Source organism: Erwinia persicina, from assembly GCF_019844095.1.
Classification (GTDB): Bacteria; Pseudomonadota; Gammaproteobacteria; order Enterobacterales; family Enterobacteriaceae; genus Erwinia; species Erwinia persicina.
In genome coordinates this window covers 3,159,162-3,180,416 of the sequence record NZ_CP082141.1, presented here as the reverse complement: position 1 = coordinate 3,180,416, position 21,255 = coordinate 3,159,162, and the positions used below count along the sequence as shown (strand labels likewise).

18 protein-coding genes are annotated in these 21,255 nt (G+C 54.2%); 8 read left to right on the top strand and 10 right to left on the bottom strand.

The genetic code is table 11. The features are described 5' to 3' along the window. Window positions 1-104 precede the first annotated feature (104 nt). The 5 genes from glnQ to rhtA form a co-directional block, all read right to left on the bottom strand. The gene (gene glnQ / locus K6L24_RS14545; RefSeq protein ID WP_062746606.1) at window positions 105-827 is read right to left on the bottom strand and encodes a glutamine ABC transporter ATP-binding protein GlnQ; all 723 of its coding nucleotides are present in this window, start codon (window positions 825-827) and stop codon (window positions 105-107) included. Further along, a complete protein-coding gene (glnP, locus tag K6L24_RS14540; RefSeq protein WP_062746608.1) occupies window positions 824-1,483 on the bottom strand; it encodes a glutamine ABC transporter permease GlnP in 660 nt (219 codons plus the stop codon). The genes glnQ and glnP overlap by 4 nt, the downstream gene beginning before the upstream one ends. Window positions 1,484-1,573: 90 nt before the next feature. Next, window positions 1,574-2,320: a glutamine ABC transporter substrate-binding protein GlnH gene (glnH, locus tag K6L24_RS14535; protein WP_062746611.1), complete on the bottom strand. Its 747-nt coding sequence runs from the start codon at window positions 2,318-2,320 to the stop codon at window positions 1,574-1,576. 373 nt (window positions 2,321-2,693) lie between these two features. After that, window positions 2,694-3,197 carry a DNA starvation/stationary phase protection protein Dps gene (dps, locus tag K6L24_RS14530; protein ID WP_062746613.1) on the bottom strand — a complete coding sequence of 168 codons (504 nt, stop codon included), beginning with the start codon at window positions 3,195-3,197 and terminating at the stop codon, window positions 2,694-2,696. Between the two features lie 355 nt (window positions 3,198-3,552). Continuing rightward, window positions 3,553-4,449, bottom strand: coding sequence for a threonine/homoserine exporter RhtA (gene rhtA / locus K6L24_RS14525; RefSeq protein ID WP_222681596.1), 897 nt, complete (start codon window positions 4,447-4,449; stop codon window positions 3,553-3,555). Between the two features lie 375 nt (window positions 4,450-4,824). Here rhtA and ompX point away from each other — a divergent pair, with 375 nt between their 5' ends. After that, window positions 4,825-5,334, top strand: a complete 510-nt coding sequence (gene ompX, locus K6L24_RS14520; RefSeq protein WP_062746618.1) for an outer membrane protein OmpX — start codon at window positions 4,825-4,827, stop codon at window positions 5,332-5,334. A gap of 92 nt (window positions 5,335-5,426) precedes the next feature. Here the strand turns inward: ompX and K6L24_RS14515 are convergent, their stop codons facing one another. Next, a complete protein-coding gene (locus K6L24_RS14515) occupies window positions 5,427-7,007 on the bottom strand; it encodes a phosphoethanolamine transferase (RefSeq protein ID WP_062746620.1) in 1,581 nt (526 codons plus the stop codon). A gap of 231 nt (window positions 7,008-7,238) precedes the next feature. Then, window positions 7,239-7,346 (bottom strand): hypothetical protein, encoded by a 108-nt coding sequence (locus tag K6L24_RS22545; RefSeq protein WP_478279657.1) that lies wholly within the window; start codon window positions 7,344-7,346, stop codon window positions 7,239-7,241. Between the two features lie 187 nt (window positions 7,347-7,533). Between K6L24_RS22545 and mntR the strand changes: the two genes are divergently transcribed. The 7 genes from mntR to K6L24_RS14480 all read left to right on the top strand — a co-directional run bounded on the left by mntR (window position 7,534) and on the right by K6L24_RS14480 (window position 17,415). After that, window positions 7,534-7,983 (top strand): manganese-binding transcriptional regulator MntR, encoded by a 450-nt coding sequence (mntR, locus tag K6L24_RS14510; protein ID WP_062746622.1) that lies wholly within the window; start codon window positions 7,534-7,536, stop codon window positions 7,981-7,983. Window positions 7,984-8,102: 119 nt separating this feature from the next. Then, the gene (locus K6L24_RS14505) at window positions 8,103-9,218 is read left to right on the top strand and encodes an SLC13 family permease (RefSeq protein WP_062746625.1); all 1,116 of its coding nucleotides are present in this window, start codon (window positions 8,103-8,105) and stop codon (window positions 9,216-9,218) included. 109 nt (window positions 9,219-9,327) lie between these two features. Beyond that, entirely contained in the window at window positions 9,328-10,458 is a 1,131-nt protein-coding gene (locus tag K6L24_RS14500) for an HlyD family secretion protein (protein ID WP_118664378.1), read from the top strand. Continuing rightward, on the top strand, window positions 10,455-12,023 hold the full coding sequence (locus tag K6L24_RS14495; RefSeq protein ID WP_062746629.1) for a DHA2 family efflux MFS transporter permease subunit: 1,569 nt from the start codon (window positions 10,455-10,457) through the stop codon (window positions 12,021-12,023). The genes K6L24_RS14500 and K6L24_RS14495 overlap by 4 nt, the downstream gene beginning before the upstream one ends. Window position 12,024: 1 nt before the next feature. Next, on the top strand, window positions 12,025-13,575 hold the full coding sequence (locus K6L24_RS14490; protein WP_062746631.1) for an efflux transporter outer membrane subunit: 1,551 nt from the start codon (window positions 12,025-12,027) through the stop codon (window positions 13,573-13,575). 605 nt (window positions 13,576-14,180) lie between these two features. Further along, entirely contained in the window at window positions 14,181-15,671 is a 1,491-nt protein-coding gene (locus K6L24_RS14485; protein WP_062746633.1) for a sugar porter family MFS transporter, read from the top strand. Between the two features lie 151 nt (window positions 15,672-15,822). Then, window positions 15,823-17,415 (top strand): ABC-F family ATPase, encoded by a 1,593-nt coding sequence (locus K6L24_RS14480; protein WP_062746635.1) that lies wholly within the window; start codon window positions 15,823-15,825, stop codon window positions 17,413-17,415. A gap of 97 nt (window positions 17,416-17,512) precedes the next feature. Here K6L24_RS14480 and K6L24_RS14475 read toward each other — a convergent pair whose 3' ends face one another. From K6L24_RS14475 to moeA, 3 genes are read right to left on the bottom strand one after another with little or no spacing between them, the layout of a single operon-like run. After that, entirely contained in the window at window positions 17,513-19,060 is a 1,548-nt protein-coding gene (locus tag K6L24_RS14475; RefSeq protein WP_245006687.1) for a GGDEF domain-containing protein, read from the bottom strand. 47 nt (window positions 19,061-19,107) lie between these two features. Then, a complete protein-coding gene (gene moeB, locus K6L24_RS14470) occupies window positions 19,108-19,866 on the bottom strand; it encodes a molybdopterin-synthase adenylyltransferase MoeB (protein WP_222681595.1) in 759 nt (252 codons plus the stop codon). 1 nt (window position 19,867) lies between these two features. Then, a complete protein-coding gene (gene moeA, locus K6L24_RS14465; RefSeq protein ID WP_222681594.1) occupies window positions 19,868-21,103 on the bottom strand; it encodes a molybdopterin molybdotransferase MoeA in 1,236 nt (411 codons plus the stop codon). Window positions 21,104-21,255 lie beyond the last annotated feature (152 nt).

Below are 21,255 nucleotides of genomic sequence, written 5' to 3'. Positions count from 1 at the left end.
CGCGCAGCAGAAAAGTATAGTCCCTCAGGCGGGGCAGGGAGAAAAGCAAATTTTTTAAGACAAAGGCGAAAGCAGGGGCGAACGCGGGTTCGCCCCTGAAGGGATTACGACACGTGCTGCAGGAACTCTCGCAGACGAGCGCTTGGCGGGTTGGAGATCAACTCGTCAGGGTTACCATCTTCGGCAATACGGCCTTTATCGATGAAGATCAGGCGTGAGGCCACTTTCTTCGCGAAGCCGACTTCATGGGTCACGATCACCATCGTCATCCCCTCTTCGGCCAGATCCTGCATCACTTTCAGTACTTCGTGGCGCAGTTCCGGGTCAAGGGCAGAGGTCGGCTCATCAAACAGCATCATCTTGGGCTTCACTGCCAGTGCACGGGCAATCGCCACGCGCTGCTGCTGGCCACCGGACAGCTCGGAAGGGAAGTGGTTAGCCCGTTCAGCCAGGCCGACTTTGCCCAGCAGTTCACGTGCCAGACGCTGCGCTTCTTCTTTCTTCGCGCCGCGCACGCGGATCGGCCCGAAAGCCACGTTGTCCAGCGCACTCATCTGTGGGAACAGGTGGAACTGCTGAAACACCATGCCGGCTTCCTGGCGGATTAGCCGATCGTCCACTTTCGGGTCATTCACTTTCTTGCCATCGACAATCAGCTCACCGCTGGTGATCTCTTCCAGCTTATTGATACAGCGCAGCAGCGTTGACTTACCTGAGCCGGAAGGGCCGATAATCACCACCACTTCACCCTGATTAATTTTCAGATCGATATCATGCAGAACCTGGGTAGCACCAAAGTGCTTGGATACATTTTTAAATTCAATCACAGGATTTTCATCCTTCTCTCAAGGCGACGCAGAACAAAACTCAGCACCAGCGTGATAATCAGATAGATAACAGCGACGGCGCTCCAGATTTCCAGCGCGCGGAAGTTACCGGCAATAATTTCCTGCCCCTGACGGGTCAGTTCTGCCACGCCAATGACGATAAACAGCGAAGTGTCCTTAATGCTGACGATCCACTGGTTACCCAGCGGGGGCAGCATGCGGCGCAGCGCCAGCGGCATAATCACGTAGCGCAGCGTCTCACGGCTGGAGAGGCCCAGTGCCAGACCGGCTTCACGAAAGCCACGGTTAATGGACAGAACTGCACCACGGGTGATTTCAGCGATATAAGCACCGGAGTTGATCATGATGGTCACCACAGCAGCGGTGAACGGGTCAATCCTGAAGTCCGGCAGGGCCATAGGCAGGGCGAAATAGATAAACATCACCTGCACCACAATCGGCGTGCCACGGATCAGTTCAATGAAAACCAGCGCGATGTTGCGTGAAAGCCAGCCACCGTAGGCACGGGCAAAGCCCGCAGCCAGACCGATGATGACACCACCAAGCAGACCGAGGACCGAAATCCACAGGGTCATTTTGGCGCCTTCAAGCAGGATTGGAATTGCAGGCCAGATGGCGCTCCAGTCAAACTGCATGTTTATTCTCCGGATCTAAACCATTTTGTTGATGTGGAAAAAACGCAGGGCATCACACTCCTGCGTTTAAGTACGGCGGTATTATTCTTATTATTTAGGTTCGCTGCCGAACCATTTTTTGTAGAGAGTGTTATAGGTGCCGTTATCGCGCAGCGTTTTCAGTGCGCCGTTAACTTTTTCGCGCAATTCATCGCTGCCTTTCGGGAAGGCAATGCCGTACTGCTGGGCTTCAATAGAGTCACCGACGGCTTTGAACTGGCCTTTGCCTGCGGTATGGATGAAGTAAAGAATATTTGGCGTATCGTGCAGAACCGCATCGGCACGGTTTGTACCTAATTCCATGTAGGCATTATCGATGTTCGGGAACTGACGCAGATCTTTAAATTTGATGTGTTGTTTAGCGTAGTCAACCGACCCGGTGCCGCTCTTGACTGCCACGACTTTGCCGTTCAGATCATTGATGCTTTTAATGGCATCATTGCCGGCTTTCACCATCACTAACAGGCCGCTTTTGTAGTAGCCGTCTGAGAAATCAATGGCTTTCTGGCGCTCTGGGGTAATGGTGATCCCGGCCAGAGCCAGGTCAACGTTACGGGTTTGCAGTGCGGGGATGATGCCGCTGAAATCCATAGGTTTCAGGGTATATTCCATGTTCAGCTGTTTCGCGATCGCGTCCCACAGGTCAATGTCGAAACCGACATATTTATCGCCCTGTTTGAATTCGAAAGGCACGAAAGCGGTATCGGTAGCAACAACCAGTTTTTTGTCAGCAGCCGTGGAAGACATGGCAAACGCTAATGTCAGCGCAGCAAGAGAAACCTTAAAAATTGACTTCATCATTTTATCCTTATCGCTTCTCGGGAAAGGTCTTTTCCGATTAAATGCCCGCAGCCCTATGAAATATTCGTGCCAACTTGTAAAATTTGTTGAAAAACAGGGTGTTGGATGCAGTTTTTCTTCATGCTGTTGGCAGGGTTCACTGTGGTGCACTTTTTTGGTGCCCCGTTATGGTGCGTTATGTTTATTGTGGTGCAGCAGCAGTTTTAGCAAATTGCGGGATAAAAACAACAGATAGTGGCGGGGGGTAGCAATTAAATGTCGTTGACGTCTTACTTTTGAACAAGAAAAGCAAAAAAAAACAGAGGATATATTCCTCTGTTTCTAAAAGGGTGAGCAATATCACCCCATAATGTCACGGACAGGAGTGACGTTATTCGATGTTAGATTCGATAAACCACAGGAACTTATCCAGATCGCGGGAAGCGGCGGTAAAGATGTCCGCAGTGTCTTCATCAGCGACTTCACCAATCGCTTTACGGACATCATTAGCCACGATGCCGTAGCGGTCAGCCAGTGCTTTAAGATGATCCTGCACGCTGTGGATGTTCAGCGGGTAGCTTTTCAGAGGGGTTCTGTCCGCCACAATCTGCGTAGTCCCCAGCGCCACACCGCCCAGTTGCACCACGCGTTCCGCGATGGTGTCCTGATGTTCCGTGATCGCCGTGCGGAAGCCGTCCAGCATCTCATGCACGCCGATGAAGTTAGCGCCACGCATATTCCAGTGGGCCTGCTTGGTGATCAGGGACAGATCGATAAATTCAATAACCAGACGATTAAGCACCTCAATGGTGGCTTTTTTGTCGTCTTCGGCCACGTCGTTACGGGTGTAAATCAGATCAGAAGATTTTGCTTTAACCAGTTTAGCGGTACTCATCATTAATATCCTCTTGAAGTCAGGTTGTCCTAATTGAATACGGGAATAAGTATAGCACTCATTTTTAACCTTGCAGGAAAGATACTGCCTATTGCTGGAATAGCAGGCCCCGGTTGAGTAAACAGAGGCCGTTAATCGGTATACAGAATAAAAATGCGAATGATTTTCATTTGTTATTTTTATTTATCACCTTGTTTTATTTGATTTTTTTAAAATTGTTTAATTCAGGTTGATTATATTAATAACAAAGTGTTTCATTGCGCTTAAATTAACCAATGAATGGCGAAATTTGCTAAAAAATAACGATGGCGGGCAGTCACCCACCGTGAATGTATTTTCGCTGCGGCTGTTAATTTTATTCCCTGATTTCCCCTACCGGGTCAATGTCACGCTTGGGCGGGCGCATGGTCAGGGTCGAACCTGCAGAGGCGGTAATAATCGCCAGCAGGGCCAGCCACTGTACCAGCGTCAGCCGTTCGCCAAGAAACAGCATGCCGGACATCGCGGCCATCGCGGGCTCCAGACTCATCAGCGTCCCGAAAGTACGTGCAGGCAGACGGGTCAGGGCTACCATCTCCAGCGAGTAGGGCAGGGCGCTGGACAGGACGGCGATCGCCAGGCCAATCGGGATCAGTGACAGCGTCCATATTCCGGGGTTGGCATATACCAGCCCCAGCGGGACGAAGACCAGCGCACCGATCAGTGAACCGGCCGCGACGGTAGCCGGGCCGTGCTGGCTGCCTGCCCGTTTGCCCGACAGGATATAAACTGCCCACAGGGCACCGGCGGTCAGCGCGTACAGCGCGCCGATGGGATCAATACTGTTGATATTGTGTCCGATCGGAAGCAGGAAAATCAGCCCGGTGACGGCCAGTGCCACCCAGAGAAAATCGAGCGGGCGGCGCGAGCCGGCAAGTGCCAGCACCAGTGGACCCGTAAATTCCAGCGCCACAGCAATACCCAGGGGGACGGTTTGTATCGATAAATAGAAGGTGTAGTTCATGCCCCCCAGAGCCAGACCATATATCACCAGCGGGACAATTTGCTGCCGCGCAAAACGCAGCCGCCATGGCTTAAAGATGGCACATAGTATCAGCGTGCCCAGCCCCAGCCTCAGGGCGGTAATACCTGGCGCACCAACGGTTGGGAAGAGGGTTTTAGCCAGCGCGGCACCGCCCTGAATAGAGATCATGGCAATCACAAGCACCATGACAGGTAGCCAGACTGAATTGATAACGCGTGAAGAGGACATCCGGTGTTCCCGCCTTAATGTTCCGTTTATGAGGAGAGTTTGCGTTGACAGTGTACTGAAAGGCTCGGGTAATCTCAGTATTGGCGAAGAATATTCCGTGCGAAAAGTTCGGTTTTCTTAAAATTCAGTACCAGTTCAGTAAAGAATTGTCAGAAATGATTAGGATTTATCTCAATGACGGTTTTTTTACACACGAAATGATCAGGCGTTAAAATGCGGGAATTATAAGAAAAAAGAATGACATAGATGCGATCATTAACTTTCTGTTACACCAAACATTCTCTTAGACAACAAAATCAGGGCAGAGTTTCTTGCTGATTTTTGTTATATTTTCAGCGTTGTCAGGAGAGAAGTACTTTCACATTTGAGGTGGTTATGAAAAAAATTGCATGTCTTTCAGCATTAGCTTGCGTTCTGGCAGTATCTGCTGGTTCAGCAATGGCACAGAGCACCGTTACCGGTGGTTACGCTCAGAGCGATTACCAGGGCGTGGCAAACAAAGCTAACGGTTTCAACCTGAAGTACCGCTACGAAAACGGCAGCGATGCACTGGGTTGGATCGGTTCTTTCACTTACACTGAGAAAGATCGTACTGATGCAGGCGACTACATCAAGGGCCAGTACTATGGCATCACTGGTGGTCCAGCTTACCGTCTGAATGACTGGGCAAGCATCTACGGTGTTGTTGGTATCGGCTATGGCAAATACCAGTACAACGAACCAAACCGTGAGCGTTATAATTCAAGCGACGTAGGTTTCTCCTACGGTGCTGGCCTGCAGTTCAACCCAATCCAGGACATCGCTCTGGACGTGGGTTACGAGCAGAGCCGTATCCGCAACGTTGACGTTGGCACCTGGACTGCTGGCGTAGGTTACAGCTTCTAAGTTGCTAACCGCAAGTCCGTTATCCGGACTGACGTTGAAGAATCCGCCCCCCGGGGCGGATTTTTTTTGTCTGAAGGCCAGCCTTTTACTGCTTATTTCGCAAAGGGATCCTGCTGTAGCTGGCTAAACGGCAGACGCTTGAGAGCAAAGTTGGTCACCTCAATAGCCGGGCCTTTATCTTCTGAAATAAAGCGATAGCGCGGCACGATTTCCTGACTCTGGATCCCGGTCCACTGTGAAAACAGCATCATAAAATCATTGGCCGAACGGGGTGTGGCAATTTTCTGATGGCGACGATCATTGCCTGAGCTGATAAACATAGGCACCTCAAAATTCTGCCGGTATTTATCATCGTGGGTCAGGTATTCGTTGCGGGTGCCTTTTTCTTTAAAAGCCAGCCCGTGATCGGAAAAATAGATCATCGAAAAAGTCAGTCCGCTGCTGTGCAACTGCTGCCAGAGCTGCTGCAGGAAACCGTCGGTCTGGGTCACGCTGTAGAGGTAACAGGAAGTCTCCAGTGAGTGCAGGCGCTCCACGTAGCGCCCCCGCGTCCGGTCGCAGGCTTTCGGGTGAGAACCGACCAGGTGATACACCAGCAGACGAGGGCGATCGACCGGATGGGTCAGCGCCGCCGGAGTAAAATTCAGCAGGTCTTCATCGCGAGTCGCTTTATCGGCTTCAAAGTCGCCGTTTTTAAGAAAATGCACGTTTTTCGCCCGGCGGGCAATGCTGGCTATCGGTGTATCAAACTGACCAATCTGCCCCTGATTGGACAACCACCAGGTATCAAAACCAGCACGGTTGGCCAGCGTAATAATATTGTTCTGATATTCAGGTTTACCGTCCACCACCTGGGTCAGGGTCAGGCCCAGGGATTTTTGCGTTGAGGAGGCCGCTGAAGTGTAGTGGGTAAAAAATTGTCCGTTCAGCTGGCTGGCAAAGGGGGTGTTATCCCAGCGCCCGCCAAATGCCCCAAGCGCATCCCGCCTGGCACTTTCACCAATGACCACCACATAAATTTGCTGCTGTGGCTTAACGCTGGTCACATGCCAGTCATCTTTCAGCGTGGCCAGCTGGTTCATGCGGTCAATCTCTTTATCGACTGACAGCTTGCTTTCAATCGTATCTTTTACAAAGCGTGCCATCGGGAAGCCGGTATCTTTCAGGTTAAATACCCCCCCGGTCAGCTGATTGATCACGGGCTGGGTTATCAAGGCAACCAGCACGAAGGCAAGACAGGCGCTTTCCGGGTGTCCCCAGGGCTGTTTTACCCGGGGTTTACGCATCAGGGCTACCGCGCCCACGATAAGGATGGCCAGCCCGATAACATAGTCGTGCAGTGGGAAGATCAGCAGGATTTCACTGGCTTCCTCCACGTTTGTCGCGTGCAGTGCCAGCAGGGTATTAAAATTAGGTGGGCCATAGACCTGACCAAAGGGATAGTAAAAGCCGGCAATGGTCGCACAGGCGGCGATCAATATTTTCTGTGACGTTAGCGCGACGGCCGCCAGCAATACCAGTAGCGCGGTAAACGCCAGCGTGTATAAACCGCTTATCGGGTAGCCAAAGGCCAGGTTAATCAGGGCGGACAACAGCAAATACAGCCCAACATACGGGCTAATCCAGGCACGATAACGGCCTGCGGACGCAGTTTTAATTAATGTCAGATTCATTATTGGTTCTTATTAGGGAGATCTATAGCGGCCGCTCAGTTCGACGCTGAAGTGGCTGACTGCCTGATACTACTCGTCAGATAAGGGGGGATGGGGTGGGGTGGTGCCCAATCGGCCTGCACTCTTAACGAAAGGCTGGCACGATAATCGCTGTTTTACTGAAAGGCAACCAGCAATATCAATAAGTTCTGTGAAGTCGCTGACAAAATAGTCAGTTACGGCGCTGGCGGGTTAAGAAGCCTGACCGGCAGGCTTCGAATTGACCAGCATTTCCAGCAGCATCAGTCGCAGTGTAAACGGCGAACGGCAAAATAATCTTAATAACAGCGGTACTTTCATCTGATGTCCCTCCGGGCAGTCAGGATATGAACGAATTATCATCAGGTATAGCACAGGCTATACCCTATAGCCATAGCTAAGATGCTAAATTTTGTGCTGGCCCGCGGTTCGTTTACACTGTGTGCCACAACAGACTGGTGCGGCTTTTCGGTATATAATGCGTCGGTTGATAAGAAGAGGAAGCTTAATGAGTCGTCGCGCAAAAATTGCAGTGCCCGCGCCACTGAAAGATATTGAAGAGCATGTCGAAGGCTTCCGCCAGGTGCGGGAAGCGCACCGCCGTGAATTGATCGATGACTATGTCGAGTTGATCTCCGATCTGATCCGAGAATTTGGAGAGGCCCGCCAGGTCGATATGGCCGCCCGTCTGGGCGTGTCGCAGCCGACGGTGGCCAAAATGCTGAAACGCCTGGCGACCGGGGGACTGGTTGAGCAGGTGCCTTACCGGGGCGTGTTCCTGACGCCGGAAGGAGAAAAACTGGCAGAAGAGAGTCGCGAACGCCATCATATTGTTGAAACCTTTCTGCTGGCGCTGGGGATCAGCCCCGACACCGCCCGCCGTGATGCCGAAGGTATTGAACATCATGTCAGTGATGAAACACTGGCAATCTTCAAAAAATTTAGCGAAAGTCGTTAACCCCCCTTTATTTATCTCCGATCACTGACGCTGTCTGCAACCGCCTGAGGAGCGCACCCGCAGGCCGGATTCCCTGTAATACAGCGTCAGAATGTCGGGACATAACATGGCGCGCCAGCATGACCTCATTGCTAAGACCTTTTTTGCACGATCATTTTCTGCATCTGTTGGTAGTCCTGGGGCTGATACTGGCCTGTTTTGTTCCCTTCCAGCTGGCTGAACTGCCGGCTGCTGTTGACTGGCCGACCATTATCACGCTTTCCGGCCTGCTGATGCTGACCAAGGGCATCGAAGCCAGCGGCTATTTTGATGTGCTGGGTCGACGCCTGGTGCAGGGGTTCAGCCATCAGCGCCAGCTGGCATTGTTCCTGGTCGCGGCAGCGGCGCTGCTTTCAACCTTCCTGACGAACGATGTGGCGCTGTTTATTCTGGTGCCGCTCACCCTGTCTCTGCGTAAATACTCTGCGCTGCCGGTTGCCCGGCTGATTATCTTCGAAGCGCTGGCGGTGAATGCCGGTTCGCTACTGACGCCGATCGGTAACCCGCAAAATATCCTGCTGTGGCGTCATGGTGATGCCGGGTTTGCCGGATTTATTGTTCAGATGCTGCCGCTGGCCGGATGGCTGGTCGCCAGCCTGCTGTTGCTGACGGTCTTCTGTTTTCGTGCAAAGAAAATTGAGCGCCATCAGGAACAGGACGCGGCAACGTGGCAGCGCTCTCTGTTGTATACCAGTGCGGTACTGTATCTGCTGTTTATCGTCGCGCTTGAGCTTGATTTCGCTGTCTGGGGGCTGCTGCTGGTATTTGCGATTTTCCTGGTGATGGCCCGTCGTATCCTGCTGGGGATCGACTGGAGTCTGCTGGTGGTGTTTATCGTGATGTTTATCGATGTCTTTTTACTTACCCGGCTGCCAGCCATCCAGTCGTTGTTACAGACGACGGGGCAATTATCACAGGGTGGGCAGTTTCTGATGGCGGCGGGGCTGTCGCAGGTGATCAGTAATGTCCCGGCAACGATCCTTCTGTTGAGCAGCCTCCCTCCGTCTGTACTGCTGGCCTGGGCGGTGAACATTGGTGGCTTTGGCCTGCTGCCGGGATCGCTGGCGAATCTGATCGCGTTGCGGATGGCGAAAGATCGCGCCATCTGGTGGCACTTTCATCTCTATTCGGTGCCTATGTTGCTTTGGGCGCTGCTCACCGGGTGGGGATTGTTTTTGTTTATTCATGCTTCCTGACGTCAGGCAATTCTGCTTTTGTCAGGAAACCCTGGCATTTGTCAATTTTAGCCCTATGGTTATACCAGACTGAAAAAATTGCGTCCCCTGAACAGGGGACTTTTTACTGATGGATACTATGGCTAATCAAACACCTTCCGTACCCGATGATGAAAACCAGCATCAAAATGGCTCTTCACATGAAGATGAAGAGGTTCAGCGCAAACGTCCCGGCAAAAAGCCGCTGATTATTCTGGCGATAGTGATCCTCCTGATGCTGGTGGTGGCGCTGTGGTTCTGGTTGACCACCCGTAATATTGAAACTACTGACGATGCCTTTACCGAAGCCGATGCTGTCACTATTGCGCCTAAAGCGTCCGGCTATGTCACCGAGCTGAGGGTAAAGGACAACCAGCGGGTGAAGAAGGGCGATCTGCTGGTGGTGATTGACCCCAGGGATACCACTGCCCAGCGCGAACAGGCGCAGGCACAGCTGGGGCTGGCTCAGGCACAACTGCATCAGGCGCAGGCACAGCTGGCGCTGGCTAAAGTGCAGTATCCGGCACAGAAAGACCAGGCGCTGGCACAGTTAGCGCGCGCCCAGGCAAATTATATGAACGCCCAGGCGGATGATAAACGTCAGCGCGGCGTCGACCCCCGGGCGACGTCACAGCGGAATATTGATACGGCGAACGCCCAGTTACGCAGTGCCAGAGCGGAACTGGCGAATGCCCAGGCTCAGGTTGAGGTAGCTTCTCAGGTCGCACTGCAAATCCGTCAGCAGGAAACCAATGTTGAGGCACGTCAGAGCCAGGTTGAACAGGCCCAGGCACAGCTTAATACCGCCAACCTCAATCTTTCCTACACCGAGGTTCGTGCCCCTTACGATGGTTTTGTGACTAAGCGTAATGTGCAGGTCGGTACGCTGGTACAGGCAGGCTCGTCCTTATTTTCTCTGGTGTCTCCGGACGTGTGGATTGTGGCTAACTTTAAAGAGTCACAGCTGGCCCGAATGAAGCCGGGCGACAAAGTTGAAATTGGCGTCGACGCCTGGCCGGACATGAAGCTGGAAGGGCACGTCGACAGTGTGCAGATGGGCAGTGGATCGCGTTTCTCGGCTTTCCCGTCTGAGAATGCCACCGGCAACTACGTGAAAATCGTTCAGCGCGTACCGGTGAAAATCGTCATTGATAAAGGGCTTGACCCGAACCGTCCGCTGCCGATTGGTCTGTCGGTTGAACCGAAGGTCACGCTGGAATGAATTCCGCGCAGAGCTGGAAGCCCGCCAGTAACCCGTGGCTGGTGGCGATGACGGTGACGCTGGCGGTGTTTATGGAGATCCTGGACACCACCATCGTCAATGTTGCCCTGCCGCACGTGGCGGGGTCACTGTCTGCCAGCTACGACGAATCCACCTGGGTACTGACCTCTTATCTGGTCGCCAACGGCATCGTCCTGCCCATTTCTGCTTTCCTCAGCCGCCTGCTGGGGAGAAAACAGTTTTTCCTGATCTGCATTGTGATGTTTACGGTCTGTTCTTTTCTCTGCGGTATCGCCACCGAGCTGTGGCAGATTATCCTGTTCCGCATTTTACAGGGCTTTTTTGGCGGTGGACTGCAGCCGGTGCAGCAGTCGGTACTGCTGGACTATTTTAAGCCTGAGGATCGCGGCAAGGCCTTTGGTTTGTCTTCGATTGCCATTATCGTGGCCCCGGTGCTGGGCCCGACGCTGGGGGGCTGGATCACCGATAACTACAGCTGGCGGTGGGTCTTCTTCATCAATATTCCGGTGGGTATTCTCAGCGTGCTGGCCATTTACCAGTTGCTGGAAGATCCGCCGTGGGAGCGTAAATGGGCGAAGGGCAAGCTGCGCGTCGACTATATCGGTATCAGCCTGATCACCCTGGGCCTGGGTTGCCTGCAGGTGATGATGGATCGCGGGGAAGATGAAGACTGGTTCCAGTCCAGCTTTATTGTTACTTTCGCGCTGCTGGCGCTGACCGGCATTGTCGGGGCAATTTACTGGCTGATGTATGCTAAAAGGCCGGTGGTTGACTTGCATGTGCTGAAGGATCGCAACTTTGCGGTGGCCTGTCTGCTGATGGCCGGCATGGCCGCCATTCTGTATGGCAGCTCGGTGGTCATCCCGCAGCTGGCGCAGCAGGATCTGGGCTATACCGCCACCCTGTCCGGGCTTGTGCTGTCGCCCGGAGCCGTGCTGATCGTACTGTCTATCCCGCTGGTGCTGAAGCTGATGCCGATCATCCAGACGCGAATACTGATCGCCTTCGGCTTTTTGCTGCTCGGCGTGTCGTTTATCTACTCGTCAACGCTGACCCCGGATATCGATTTTACTTCGCTGGTGATTATGCGCAGCTTCCAGACCATCGGTCTGGGCTTCCTGTTTGTGCCGCTGACGACCATTGCCTTTGTCACCATCCCGCAGCGGCTGAATGCGGACGCTTCAGCGCTGTTTACCATGTTCCGTAACGTAGCTGGTTCGATTGGCATCTCGCTCTCTACGGCGATGATTACCGAGCGTTCACAGGCGCGTAGCGCGCAACTGGTGGATAATATGACCCCACTCAATGAGCCCTTTAATCTGGCGGTGGAGCGCTGGGCTCAGGGAGTGAGAGATTTTGTGCATATGGCGGGCGATCCGGTCACGATTGCCACCGGGCAACTCTACAAGCAGATGATCGTCCAGGCGCGTTTCCTCGCCTACATTGATGTCTTTATGGGCCTGAGTATTGTTGCCCTTGTCCTTATTCCATTTTGTCTGCTGCTGGCCCCGATTAAAAGCCAGGGCAGTGCGGGAGCACACTGACATGAACGTTCCTTCTTCTTATTTGCGTTCGCGCAGTTGTGTACTGGTGGCCGTGGCGCTGACGCTGAGTGGCTGCGCTGTGGGCCCCGACTATCAGTCACCGAAGCCCACTACGCCGTCACGTTTTAACAGTATGCAGTCTGACGGGGGGTCTGCGCCGCTGGCGGCGTCGGCGAACCCAAACTGGTGGAAAACGTTCAACGATCCGCAGCTGGACAGTCTGATTGAACGGGCGGTGAAAGGGAACTTATCCCTGCAGCAAGCGGTATTGCGCATTGCCGGCGCGCGACAGCAGCTTAATCAGGCGCGCGGTGCCTGGGCACCCTCGGTGAACGGTAACGCTCGCTTTACCCGTCAGCAGTTAGGGATTAAAGGCGAGCTGGAGTCTGAAGGTGTCTATGACCAGATAGATCAGGCGAACAGTGAGACGGAGCTTCGCCCGGCGCTCGACAGCCTGTCGAAGCCCGTTGGCCTGTATCAGGGGAGCTTTGACGCCTCGTGGGAGCTGGATCTGTGGGGTAAAGTTCGCCGTCAGGTGGAGATGGCTGACGCGCAGCAGCAGCAGTCGGTGGAAGAGCGTAATGACGCACTGGTGTCATTAGAAGCGGAAGTGGCCCGGGCCTATCTGCAACTGCGCGGGGCACAGGCCATCACGCAAACTCTGCAGACTCAGCTCGATGTGGCGCAGCAGACGCTGGAGCTGACGCAGAGCCAGCAGCGTAACGGGCTGGCTCCGCAGACGAATGTGGAAAATGCCCGCGCACAGGTTAACTCGCTGCGGGCCCAGATGCCGCAGTATCAGGCGCAGATCCATCAGGCGATGAATGGCCTGGCTGTATTAACGGGCAAAATCCCGGGGGCGCTGGATGCCGAACTGATGACGGTGAAACCGCTGCCCGTTCTGCCCAAAGCAATCCCGGTCGGCGTGCCGTCGGAACTGGCGCGTCGCCGCCCCGATGTGCGGCAGGCTGAAGCCAGGCTTCATGCTGCCACGGCGAATATCGGCGTTTCCGTCGCACAGCTCTTTCCCAGTTTCTCCCTGACCGGGCAGTTTGGCATGCGCAACAGCGATGCCAGCTACCTGGATAACTGGAGCAGTAATTTTTACAGTTATGGCCCCTCGGTGACCATTCCCATCTTCCAGGGCGGCAGGCTGGTCTCCGGCGTGAAACTGGCCCGCGCGCAGCAGGCCAGCGCGGCGCTGGGCTACCGTCAGACGGTGCTGACCGCACTGCAGGATGTGGAGAATGCGCTGGTTAGCTACCGCAGCGATCAGCAGCAGGTGGACGGGCTGGACGATACCGTGGCAGCGTTGCAGAGTACCTTCAACCTCGCCAGCGACAGTTATCGTCAGGGGATCTCCACCTTTATTGAGGCGCTGGACGCACAGCGCCAGCTGGCACAGGCGCAGCAGCAGGCCGAACAGGCGCGGGTGCAAAGCACGCTCGATCTGGTGGCGCTGTATAAAGCGCTCGGCGGTGGCTGGGAAGCGTATCAAAATGTGGCGTTGCCGAATTATTCGGTATTCGGCCCGGCAGAAAATCCGCAGTAATCCGGTTCTGTTGTTCATCCCGCGTGGCTGTCGCCTGACAGCCACGCTTTTTTTCCACCACCACCTCCTGACAAACATACCCACATTAGTTGCCCTGCTTTCATGCCTTTGAGGCTTTTTTATCAGTGCCTGTCCACGTAAACCTCTTATCCCATGCTCTGCCAGCCGACATGAGAGCGATAGATTGCAGGGTGATAGATAAAGTCGTTTATATGAAAACTCTCTATCATGGGTTTAATTCATTGATATAAATAGCTTATTTTGTTTATTGATGATGTTTTACTGTCATGAAGTTGATGTGTTTCTATCCTGACAGACTTAAAAATGAAACGAGAGAGGATTATTTATGATGAGATGAAATGTTCTCAAATTATATTTGCTGCATTTGGATCACACCATTACAACGTAAATGGCGCGTATCTGTGACTTGTATCGCAAATATAATGAAATAGTGGGATGTAAGCCTCAAAATTTAATTTTCATTGTTAATTAAAATGAAAAAAATGATCTAAATTGGTTCGCAGAGGCGGTGAACGATCCACCACATAATGATTCACCACTCTGTACCCCACTAACCAGGTCGATGAGAGGTCACTGTAGTCACCATGGCAAAAGAACAATATATCACCCCGAACCGGGCATCAGGGCCCAACAGCGATACCAAAACAGAACCCTTTGTTAAGGTCATTGCGTTGGTTGCTACCCTCGGCGGATTACTTTTCGGTTACGACACCGGCGTTATTTCTGGCGCGCTGCTGTTTATGGGCGACGAATTACACCTTACTCCCTTCACCACCGGACTGGTAACCAGTTCACTGTTGTTTGGTGCCGCATTTGGCGCGCTGTTCTCCGGGCATTTCGCCGCGTCTGCCGGCCGTAAAAAGATCATTATCATTTTGGCGATTATCTTCGCTGTTGGCGCTATGGGTACCGCCCTGGCACCGAATGTGGAATGGATGATCTTCTTCCGACTGGTATTAGGCGTGGCCGTCGGCGGCGCTTCGGCTACCGTGCCGATCTACATTGCTGAAATTGCCCCGGCGAATAAGCGCGGTCAGCTGGTGACCATCCAGGAGTTGATGATTGTCTCCGGGCAGATGCTGGCTTACATTTCTAACGCCGGCTTTAACGCCGCGTGGGGCGGGCATGAAACCTGGCGCTGGATGCTGGCCGTCGCCACCATTCCTGCGGTTCTGCTGTGGTTTGGCATGATGTTTATGCCGGACTCGCCGCGCTGGTATGCGATGAAAGGGCGTCTGGCTGAAGCGCGTCAGGTGCTGGAACGTACCCGCGCCAAAGAGGATGTCGAGTGGGAGCTTGAAGAGATCACCGAAACGCTGGAAGAGGAAGACAAGCAGCAGACAAGGACCAGCCTCCGCGAACTGAGAAAGCCCTGGCTGTTTAAGCTGTTTCTGATCGGCATTGGTGTGGCGGTGATCCAGCAAACCTCCGGTGTTAACACCATCATGTATTACGCCCCGACGATGTTGAAAGCGGTGGGTATGAGTACCGATGCTGCGCTGTTTGCCACTATCGCCAATGGTGCCATCTCCGTGATCATGACCTTTGTCGGGATTTGGTTACTGGGCAAAATCGGCCGGCGAACGATGGTGAAAATCGGCCAGTTTGGCTGTACTGCCTGCCTGTTCTTTATCGGCGCTGTCAGCTACTTCATGCCGGAAACCATTAACGGACAGGTGGATGTATTACGTAGCTATATGGTACTGCTGGGAATGCTGATGTTCCTGAGCTTCCAGCAGGGGGCGCTGTCGCCGGTGACCTGGCTGCTGCTGTCGGAAATCTTCCCGACGCGGCTGCGCGGCATCTTTATGGGCGGAGCCGTCTTTGCTATGTGGATTGCCAACTTCCTCATCTCCCTGGCGTTTCCGATGCTGCTGGCCAGCGTGGGGCTGTCAGGTGCGTTCTTTATCTTTGGCTTAATCGGCATTGTCGGGGCGATATTCGTGATTAAGTGCATCCCGGAAACCCGCAACCGCAGCCTGGAGCAGATCGAACATTATCTGCATGACTGGCTGAGCAACGAAGAAGAGAGTAAAGCGCTGAACGCATCGAAGCGTAAAGCAACAAGTCACTAATCTGATCACTACTCTACTGGCCGGGGGGCACCCCGGCCGCAATGTGCTTCCTGACTCTCCCTCCTGCCAGACCACTGTATGCCGCGCGCCTTTTTTTTGGCATAATGCGCGCTGACTCACATACTCACATCGCAAATTAAAGGCTATCTCTGTGCTAGTTTCCAGCAACGTCACCATGCAGTTTGGCAGTAAGCCGCTGTTCGAAAACATTTCTGTCAAATTTGGCGGCGGCAACCGCTACGGTCTGATCGGTGCCAATGGCAGCGGTAAATCCACCTTTATGAAAATTCTGGGTGGCGATCTGGTGCCGTCTGGCGGCAACGTCGCCCTCGATCCTAACGAGCGTCTCGGTAAGCTGCGCCAGGATCAGTTCGCCTTTGAAAAGTACTCGGTACTGGATACGGTGATCATGGGCCACGGCGAGCTGTGGGCGGTGAAAGAACAGCGTGATGCCATTTATGCGCTGCCTGAAATGAGCGAAGAGGACGGCTATAAAGTGGCCGATCTCGAAGAGAAATATGGTGAGATGGACGGCTACACCGCAGAAGCGCGTGCCGGAGAGCTGCTGCTGGGCGTGGGGATCCCGCTGGAACAGCATTACGGCCCGATGAGTGAAGTCGCGCCCGGCTGGAAACTGCGTGTGCTGCTGGCACAGGCGCTGTTCTCTAACCCGGAAATTCTGCTGCTTGACGAACCGACGAACAACCTGGACATCGATACGATTCGCTGGCTGGAGCAGGTGCTGAACGAACGTAACAGCACCATGATCATTATTTCGCATGACCGTCACTTCCTGAACATGGTGTGCACGCACATGGCGGATCTGGATTACGGCGAACTGCGCGTGTATCCGGGTAACTACGACGAATATATGACGGCGGCCACCCAGGCCCGCGAACGCCTGCTGTCCGATAACGCGAAGAAAAAAGCGCAGATCAACGAACTACAGTCCTTCGTCAGCCGCTTCAGCGCCAACGCCTCGAAATCCCGTCAGGCCACCTCTCGCGCCAAGCAGATTGATAAAATCAAGCTCGACGAAGTGAAAGCCTCCAGCCGCCAGAACCCGTTTATCCGTTTTGAGCAGGATAAGAAGCTGTTCCGTAATGCGCTGACGCTGGAAGCCGTCACCAAAGGTTTCGATAACGGTCCACTGTTTAAAAACGTCAACATGCTGCTGGAAGTGGGCGAGAAACTGGCAATTTTAGGCCCTAACGGTATTGGTAAAACCACGCTGCTGAAAACGCTGATTGGTGAACTGCTGCCGGATAACGGTACGGTAAAATGGTCTGAAAATGCGCAGGTCGGTTACTACGCGCAGGATCACGCGCATGACTTCGCAGACGATCTGACCGTGTTTGACTGGATGAGCCAGTGGAAGCAGGAAGGCGATGACGAGCAGGCAGTACGCGGTATTCTGGGTCGTCTGCTGTTCAGCCAGGACGACATCAAGAAGCCGGCTAAGGTACTGTCCGGCGGCGAGAAGGGCCGCATGCTGTTCGGTAAGCTGATGATGCAAAAGCCTAACGTGCTGATCATGGATGAGCCAACTAACCACCTCGATATGGAATCTATCGAAGCGCTGAACATGGCGCTGGAAATGTACGAAGGGACGCTGATCTTCGTTTCTCACGACCGCGAGTTCGTCAGCTCACTGGCGACCCGCGTGATTGAAATGACGCCGGGCAAAATTAACGACTTCACCGGTGACTACGAAGATTACCTGCGCAGCCAGGGTATCGTTTAACGTTCTGCCGGTTGGGATATCTGTCCGTGTTGTGGATCGTCACGACACGGGGGACGTTATCCCGCAGGGTGATCGGTTCGCCGGTCGCCCCTTTCCCTTACCAATTTTCCGCTACCCGGTTTTTCCCCGCTTTTTTCGCCGCATACAGGGCTTTATCGGCCTCTGCAATCAGGGCCTGCCCCGCATCAACATTACGTTCAGCATTCATTACATGCATCCCGATACTGATGGTCACCACTTTGCTGTCGGTACCTGTCTGGCCGTGAGGGATCCTCAGTGCTGCAATTGCCGCCAAGGCCTGGCGGGAAAAACGTAGCGCGGCCTCACGATCGGCCCCCGGCATTATGACCGCAAACTCTTCTCCGCCGTAGCGGGCAACCAAATCTTCCGGGCGTCGGGGCAGATGTGCCAGCGTGTCACCGATTAGCTTAAGGCACTCATCGCCGGCCAGATGGCCGTAGGTATCGTTAAACAGCTTGAACGAATCCACGTCGATCATCAGCAGCGCCAGCGGCGAGTGCAGTTTTGCCGATCGTGCAGCACTGCGCTGCAGATAGAGGTCAAACTGCCTGCGGTTAGCCAGCCCTGTCAGGCCATCAACCAGCGCCAGGGTCTGTAAGGTGCGGTTCATTGACGTTAGCCGATCGCGCACGAGTGTCAGTTCCAGCTGATTTTTGAGGTTCAGCGAAATATGGCGCATGACCAGAAAGCCCAGCAGGAAGATCACCAGCAACAGAATGGTGCAGAGCAGGGCATAAATACTGATGTCTGAGAACCAGGCTTCAAGGAGTAACTCTTTATCATAACCGGCTGCCACGACCAGCGGGTAGCGTTTGAGGCTGGAGTAACCAAACACCCGTTCGATACCGTCAAACGCGGATTTATAGATGGCCGTGCCGCTGGAGGCCGTTTTCAGCAGGTTGGTAAATAGCGGACTTTGGGAAATATTGCGGTTGATCGCCTCATTGCTGAAAGGACGGATGTACAGGATCGTGCCATCTTTCAGCATCAGTGCCAGCACATCATGTTCGTTCAGATTGTAGTAATTGTATATTTGCTTGAAAAAATCAAGCCGCACGGAGGCCAGCAGTACGCCCCGGAAGGAACCGTCGTAGTTATCGAGACGCATCGATACCGGGATAATTAGATCGCCAGTCGTCCTGCTACGGATCACTTTTCCAATATGGATCGCTTTACTGCTGTTTTGCTGATGGTAGTGAAAATATTCGCGGTCGCCATTATTGGCACGTTTCGGCATATTTCCGTCAGAGGTTACCAGCCAGTTACCTTTGGCATCATAAACAAACAGCCCGTGCAGCTGCGGAAGGCTGGCTTTACGATTGGTCAGTATTTCGCGCAGGTAGTCGGTCTGTTCATCCCTGAGCCCGATCAGAGAGATACGATCGCGAAGGTCCTGTAGGGTGAGGTCTACCTGTAAAAAAGTGTCCTCCGCCTGCCGGGAGAGTGACTGGGAAAGGTTACGCGCATCAAGCTGAGAGGTGGAAATCATGCGGTTCCATGAGGTCCAGATGACCCAGCCATTGATAGCAATGACCGCCGCGACAATCACCAACAGAAAGATGATCATCAGCTGTCGTAGAGACGATTTTTCGCTCGTGGCTATCGCATTGTGCTCATCAATCATGGGCTTATCAGTCCTTTACGCATCCACGCATTAGCTTAACTATAGCGCTAGCTGATAATGCCGCACACTTCACAGCCAGGATCTTTGGGCAATGTCATCGTCCGGAATTGTAAGGTCATGGCATCGTACAGCAGGAGCTTACCCACCGGCGGGCAACCGTAGTGGGCCAGGACGCGAATGGCTTCCATCGCCTGGAGCGAGCCGATAACGCCAACCAGTGGCGCCATTACGCCCGCCTCTACGCAACTCAGGGTGGCGGCACCAAACAGGCGGCTGATGCAGCGATAACAGGGTTCATCCTCTTTCCAGGTAAAGACGCTGATCTGGCCCTCCATGCGGATGGCCGCACCGGATACCAGCGGCACTTTGCGGGCGTGACACAGGCGGTTGAGCTGTTCGCGTGTCTCCACGTTATCACAGCAGTCGACCACCAGATGATGTGACGCGATGACGTCATCCAGCTGCGCGTCCGTCAACCGGGCGTTGATCGTCTCAAGGGCGATCAGTGAGTTGATGGCGGCGAGGCGCGCACGTGCGGAGTCGACTTTGGCCATGCCGACCTGGGCTTCGCCGTGCAGCACCTGGCGTTGGAGGTTAGACGTGGAAACGTGGTCAAAATCGAGCAGCGTCAGATGCCCCACCCCGGATGAGGCAAGGTACTGGCCGGCGGCACAACCCAGACCACCAAGGCCAACGATCAGCACGCGGGACGCTTTCAGCCTTTCCTGACCCTCAAAATCGAAGCCACGCAGTACAATTTGCCGGTTGTAACGCAGCATCTCTTCATCGCTCAGTTCCGGTAACATATCAGTCTGCCAGCAGCGCATTAAACGGTTCGATCTCTACCCATTCACCCGCTGCAACGTTTCCACGATCCTGTTCGAGAACAATAAAGCAGTTAGCCTGATGGAATGAACTGAAGATGTGCGATCCCTGGTGGCCGGTGGTGCTGACTTCCAGCTCCCCCTGCGCACTGCGTTGTACCCGCCCACGCTGAAAGTCGAGACGACCGGGCGATTTTTTCAGCGCGCTGACACAGCGCACCCGCTGGCGGGGCGGCAGGGAGGGGCCCGGCTTTCCGGACAGTCTGGCCAGCAGCGGCTGAACTAACTGATAGAAGGTCACGACCGCCGACACCGGGTTACCGGGCAGGCCGCAGAACCAGCTATCCGGCAGGCGGCCGAAAGCGAAAGGTTTGCCGGGCTTGATGGCCAGTTTCCAGAAGCCGACTTCGCCCAGTTCTTCCAGCATGGTGCGTGTGTAGTCGGCTTCACCGACCGACACCCCGCCGCTGCTGATCACCACATCGGCAAGGCGGTCGGCCTGAATAAAGGCCGACCGCAGGGCGTCAGGATCATCACGGATAATGCCGAGGTCAATCACCTCACAACCCAGTTTCTTCAGCATCAGGCTGACGGCAAAGCGGTTCGTGTCGTAAATCTGGCCCGGGGCCAGCGGCTGACCGACCGGCTGTAATTCGTCGCCGGTGGAGAACAGGGCGACGCGCAGCCTGCGCAGCACGCTGACCTCTGCAATACCCAGTGATGCCAGCAGCGGCAGTTCTGCCGTGCCCAGCAGGCATCCGGCGTCAAGCACCTGACTGCCCTGACGAATATCTTCGCCGACCCGGCGAATATTCTGCCTGGCGCTGATGCGGGCCGTCACGCGGATGGCGTCGCCGTCCGGTTCGGTCTGCTCCTGCATCACCACCGCTTCACACCCCGCAGGGAGTGCGGCACCGGTCATGATCCGGATACAGCTCCCGGCAGGCCAGTTGCCGGTGAAAGGGGCTCCGGCGAAGGATTTTCCCGCCACGGACAGCGCCTCACCGGACGCGAGGTCGGCCAGACGCAGGGCATAGCCATCCATCGCGGAGTTATCAAAGGAGGGGACATCGATTGGGGAGGTGACCGCGCAGGCGGTGATCCGCCCGGCGGCATCAGGCAGAGCCACAGACTCCTGCTCCTGCACCGGGGTAATGCGCGCCAGCATGGTGTGCAGTGCGTCATCAAGCGAGATTAATCCCGAATTAAAAGCATCCATCTTTCTTATGTCCTCCACGATACGTGCAAAATCTGATGAGCCTATTATGGCGCGAATCCTTCCCAGGGTCACGTTTGCCCGTGTACCGGCGTCCTGACCTTACTTAACGCTCTATCTTAGAATCATTCGTTATTATCAGGGTGCGAACTTTC

Coding starts and splice junctions, on each gene's coding strand:
- K6L24_RS14475 (WP_245006687.1), bottom strand. CDS start 19,060: ATGATTGATGAGCACAATGCGATAGCCACGAGCGAAAAATCGTCTCTA.
- rhtA (WP_222681596.1), bottom strand. CDS start 4,449: ATGTCCTCTTCACGCGTTATCAATTCAGTCTGGCTACCTGTCATGGTG.
- glnH (WP_062746611.1), bottom strand. CDS start 2,320: ATGAAGTCAATTTTTAAGGTTTCTCTTGCTGCGCTGACATTAGCGTTT.
- K6L24_RS14485 (WP_062746633.1), top strand. CDS start 14,181: ATGGCAAAAGAACAATATATCACCCCGAACCGGGCATCAGGGCCCAAC.
- dps (WP_062746613.1), bottom strand. CDS start 3,197: ATGAGTACCGCTAAACTGGTTAAAGCAAAATCTTCTGATCTGATTTAC.
- K6L24_RS14490 (WP_062746631.1), top strand. CDS start 12,025: ATGAACGTTCCTTCTTCTTATTTGCGTTCGCGCAGTTGTGTACTGGTG.
- K6L24_RS14515 (WP_062746620.1), bottom strand. CDS start 7,007: ATGAATCTGACATTAATTAAAACTGCGTCCGCAGGCCGTTATCGTGCC.
- moeB (WP_222681595.1), bottom strand. CDS start 19,866: ATGTTACCGGAACTGAGCGATGAAGAGATGCTGCGTTACAACCGGCAA.
- ompX (WP_062746618.1), top strand. CDS start 4,825: ATGAAAAAAATTGCATGTCTTTCAGCATTAGCTTGCGTTCTGGCAGTA.
- glnP (WP_062746608.1), bottom strand. CDS start 1,483: ATGCAGTTTGACTGGAGCGCCATCTGGCCTGCAATTCCAATCCTGCTT.
- K6L24_RS14495 (WP_062746629.1), top strand. CDS start 10,455: ATGAATTCCGCGCAGAGCTGGAAGCCCGCCAGTAACCCGTGGCTGGTG.
- K6L24_RS22545 (WP_478279657.1), bottom strand. CDS start 7,346: ATGAAAGTACCGCTGTTATTAAGATTATTTTGCCGTTCGCCGTTTACA.
- K6L24_RS14500 (WP_118664378.1), top strand. CDS start 9,328: ATGGATACTATGGCTAATCAAACACCTTCCGTACCCGATGATGAAAAC.
- K6L24_RS14505 (WP_062746625.1), top strand. CDS start 8,103: ATGACCTCATTGCTAAGACCTTTTTTGCACGATCATTTTCTGCATCTG.
- moeA (WP_222681594.1), bottom strand. CDS start 21,103: ATGGATGCTTTTAATTCGGGATTAATCTCGCTTGATGACGCACTGCAC.
- mntR (WP_062746622.1), top strand. CDS start 7,534: ATGAGTCGTCGCGCAAAAATTGCAGTGCCCGCGCCACTGAAAGATATT.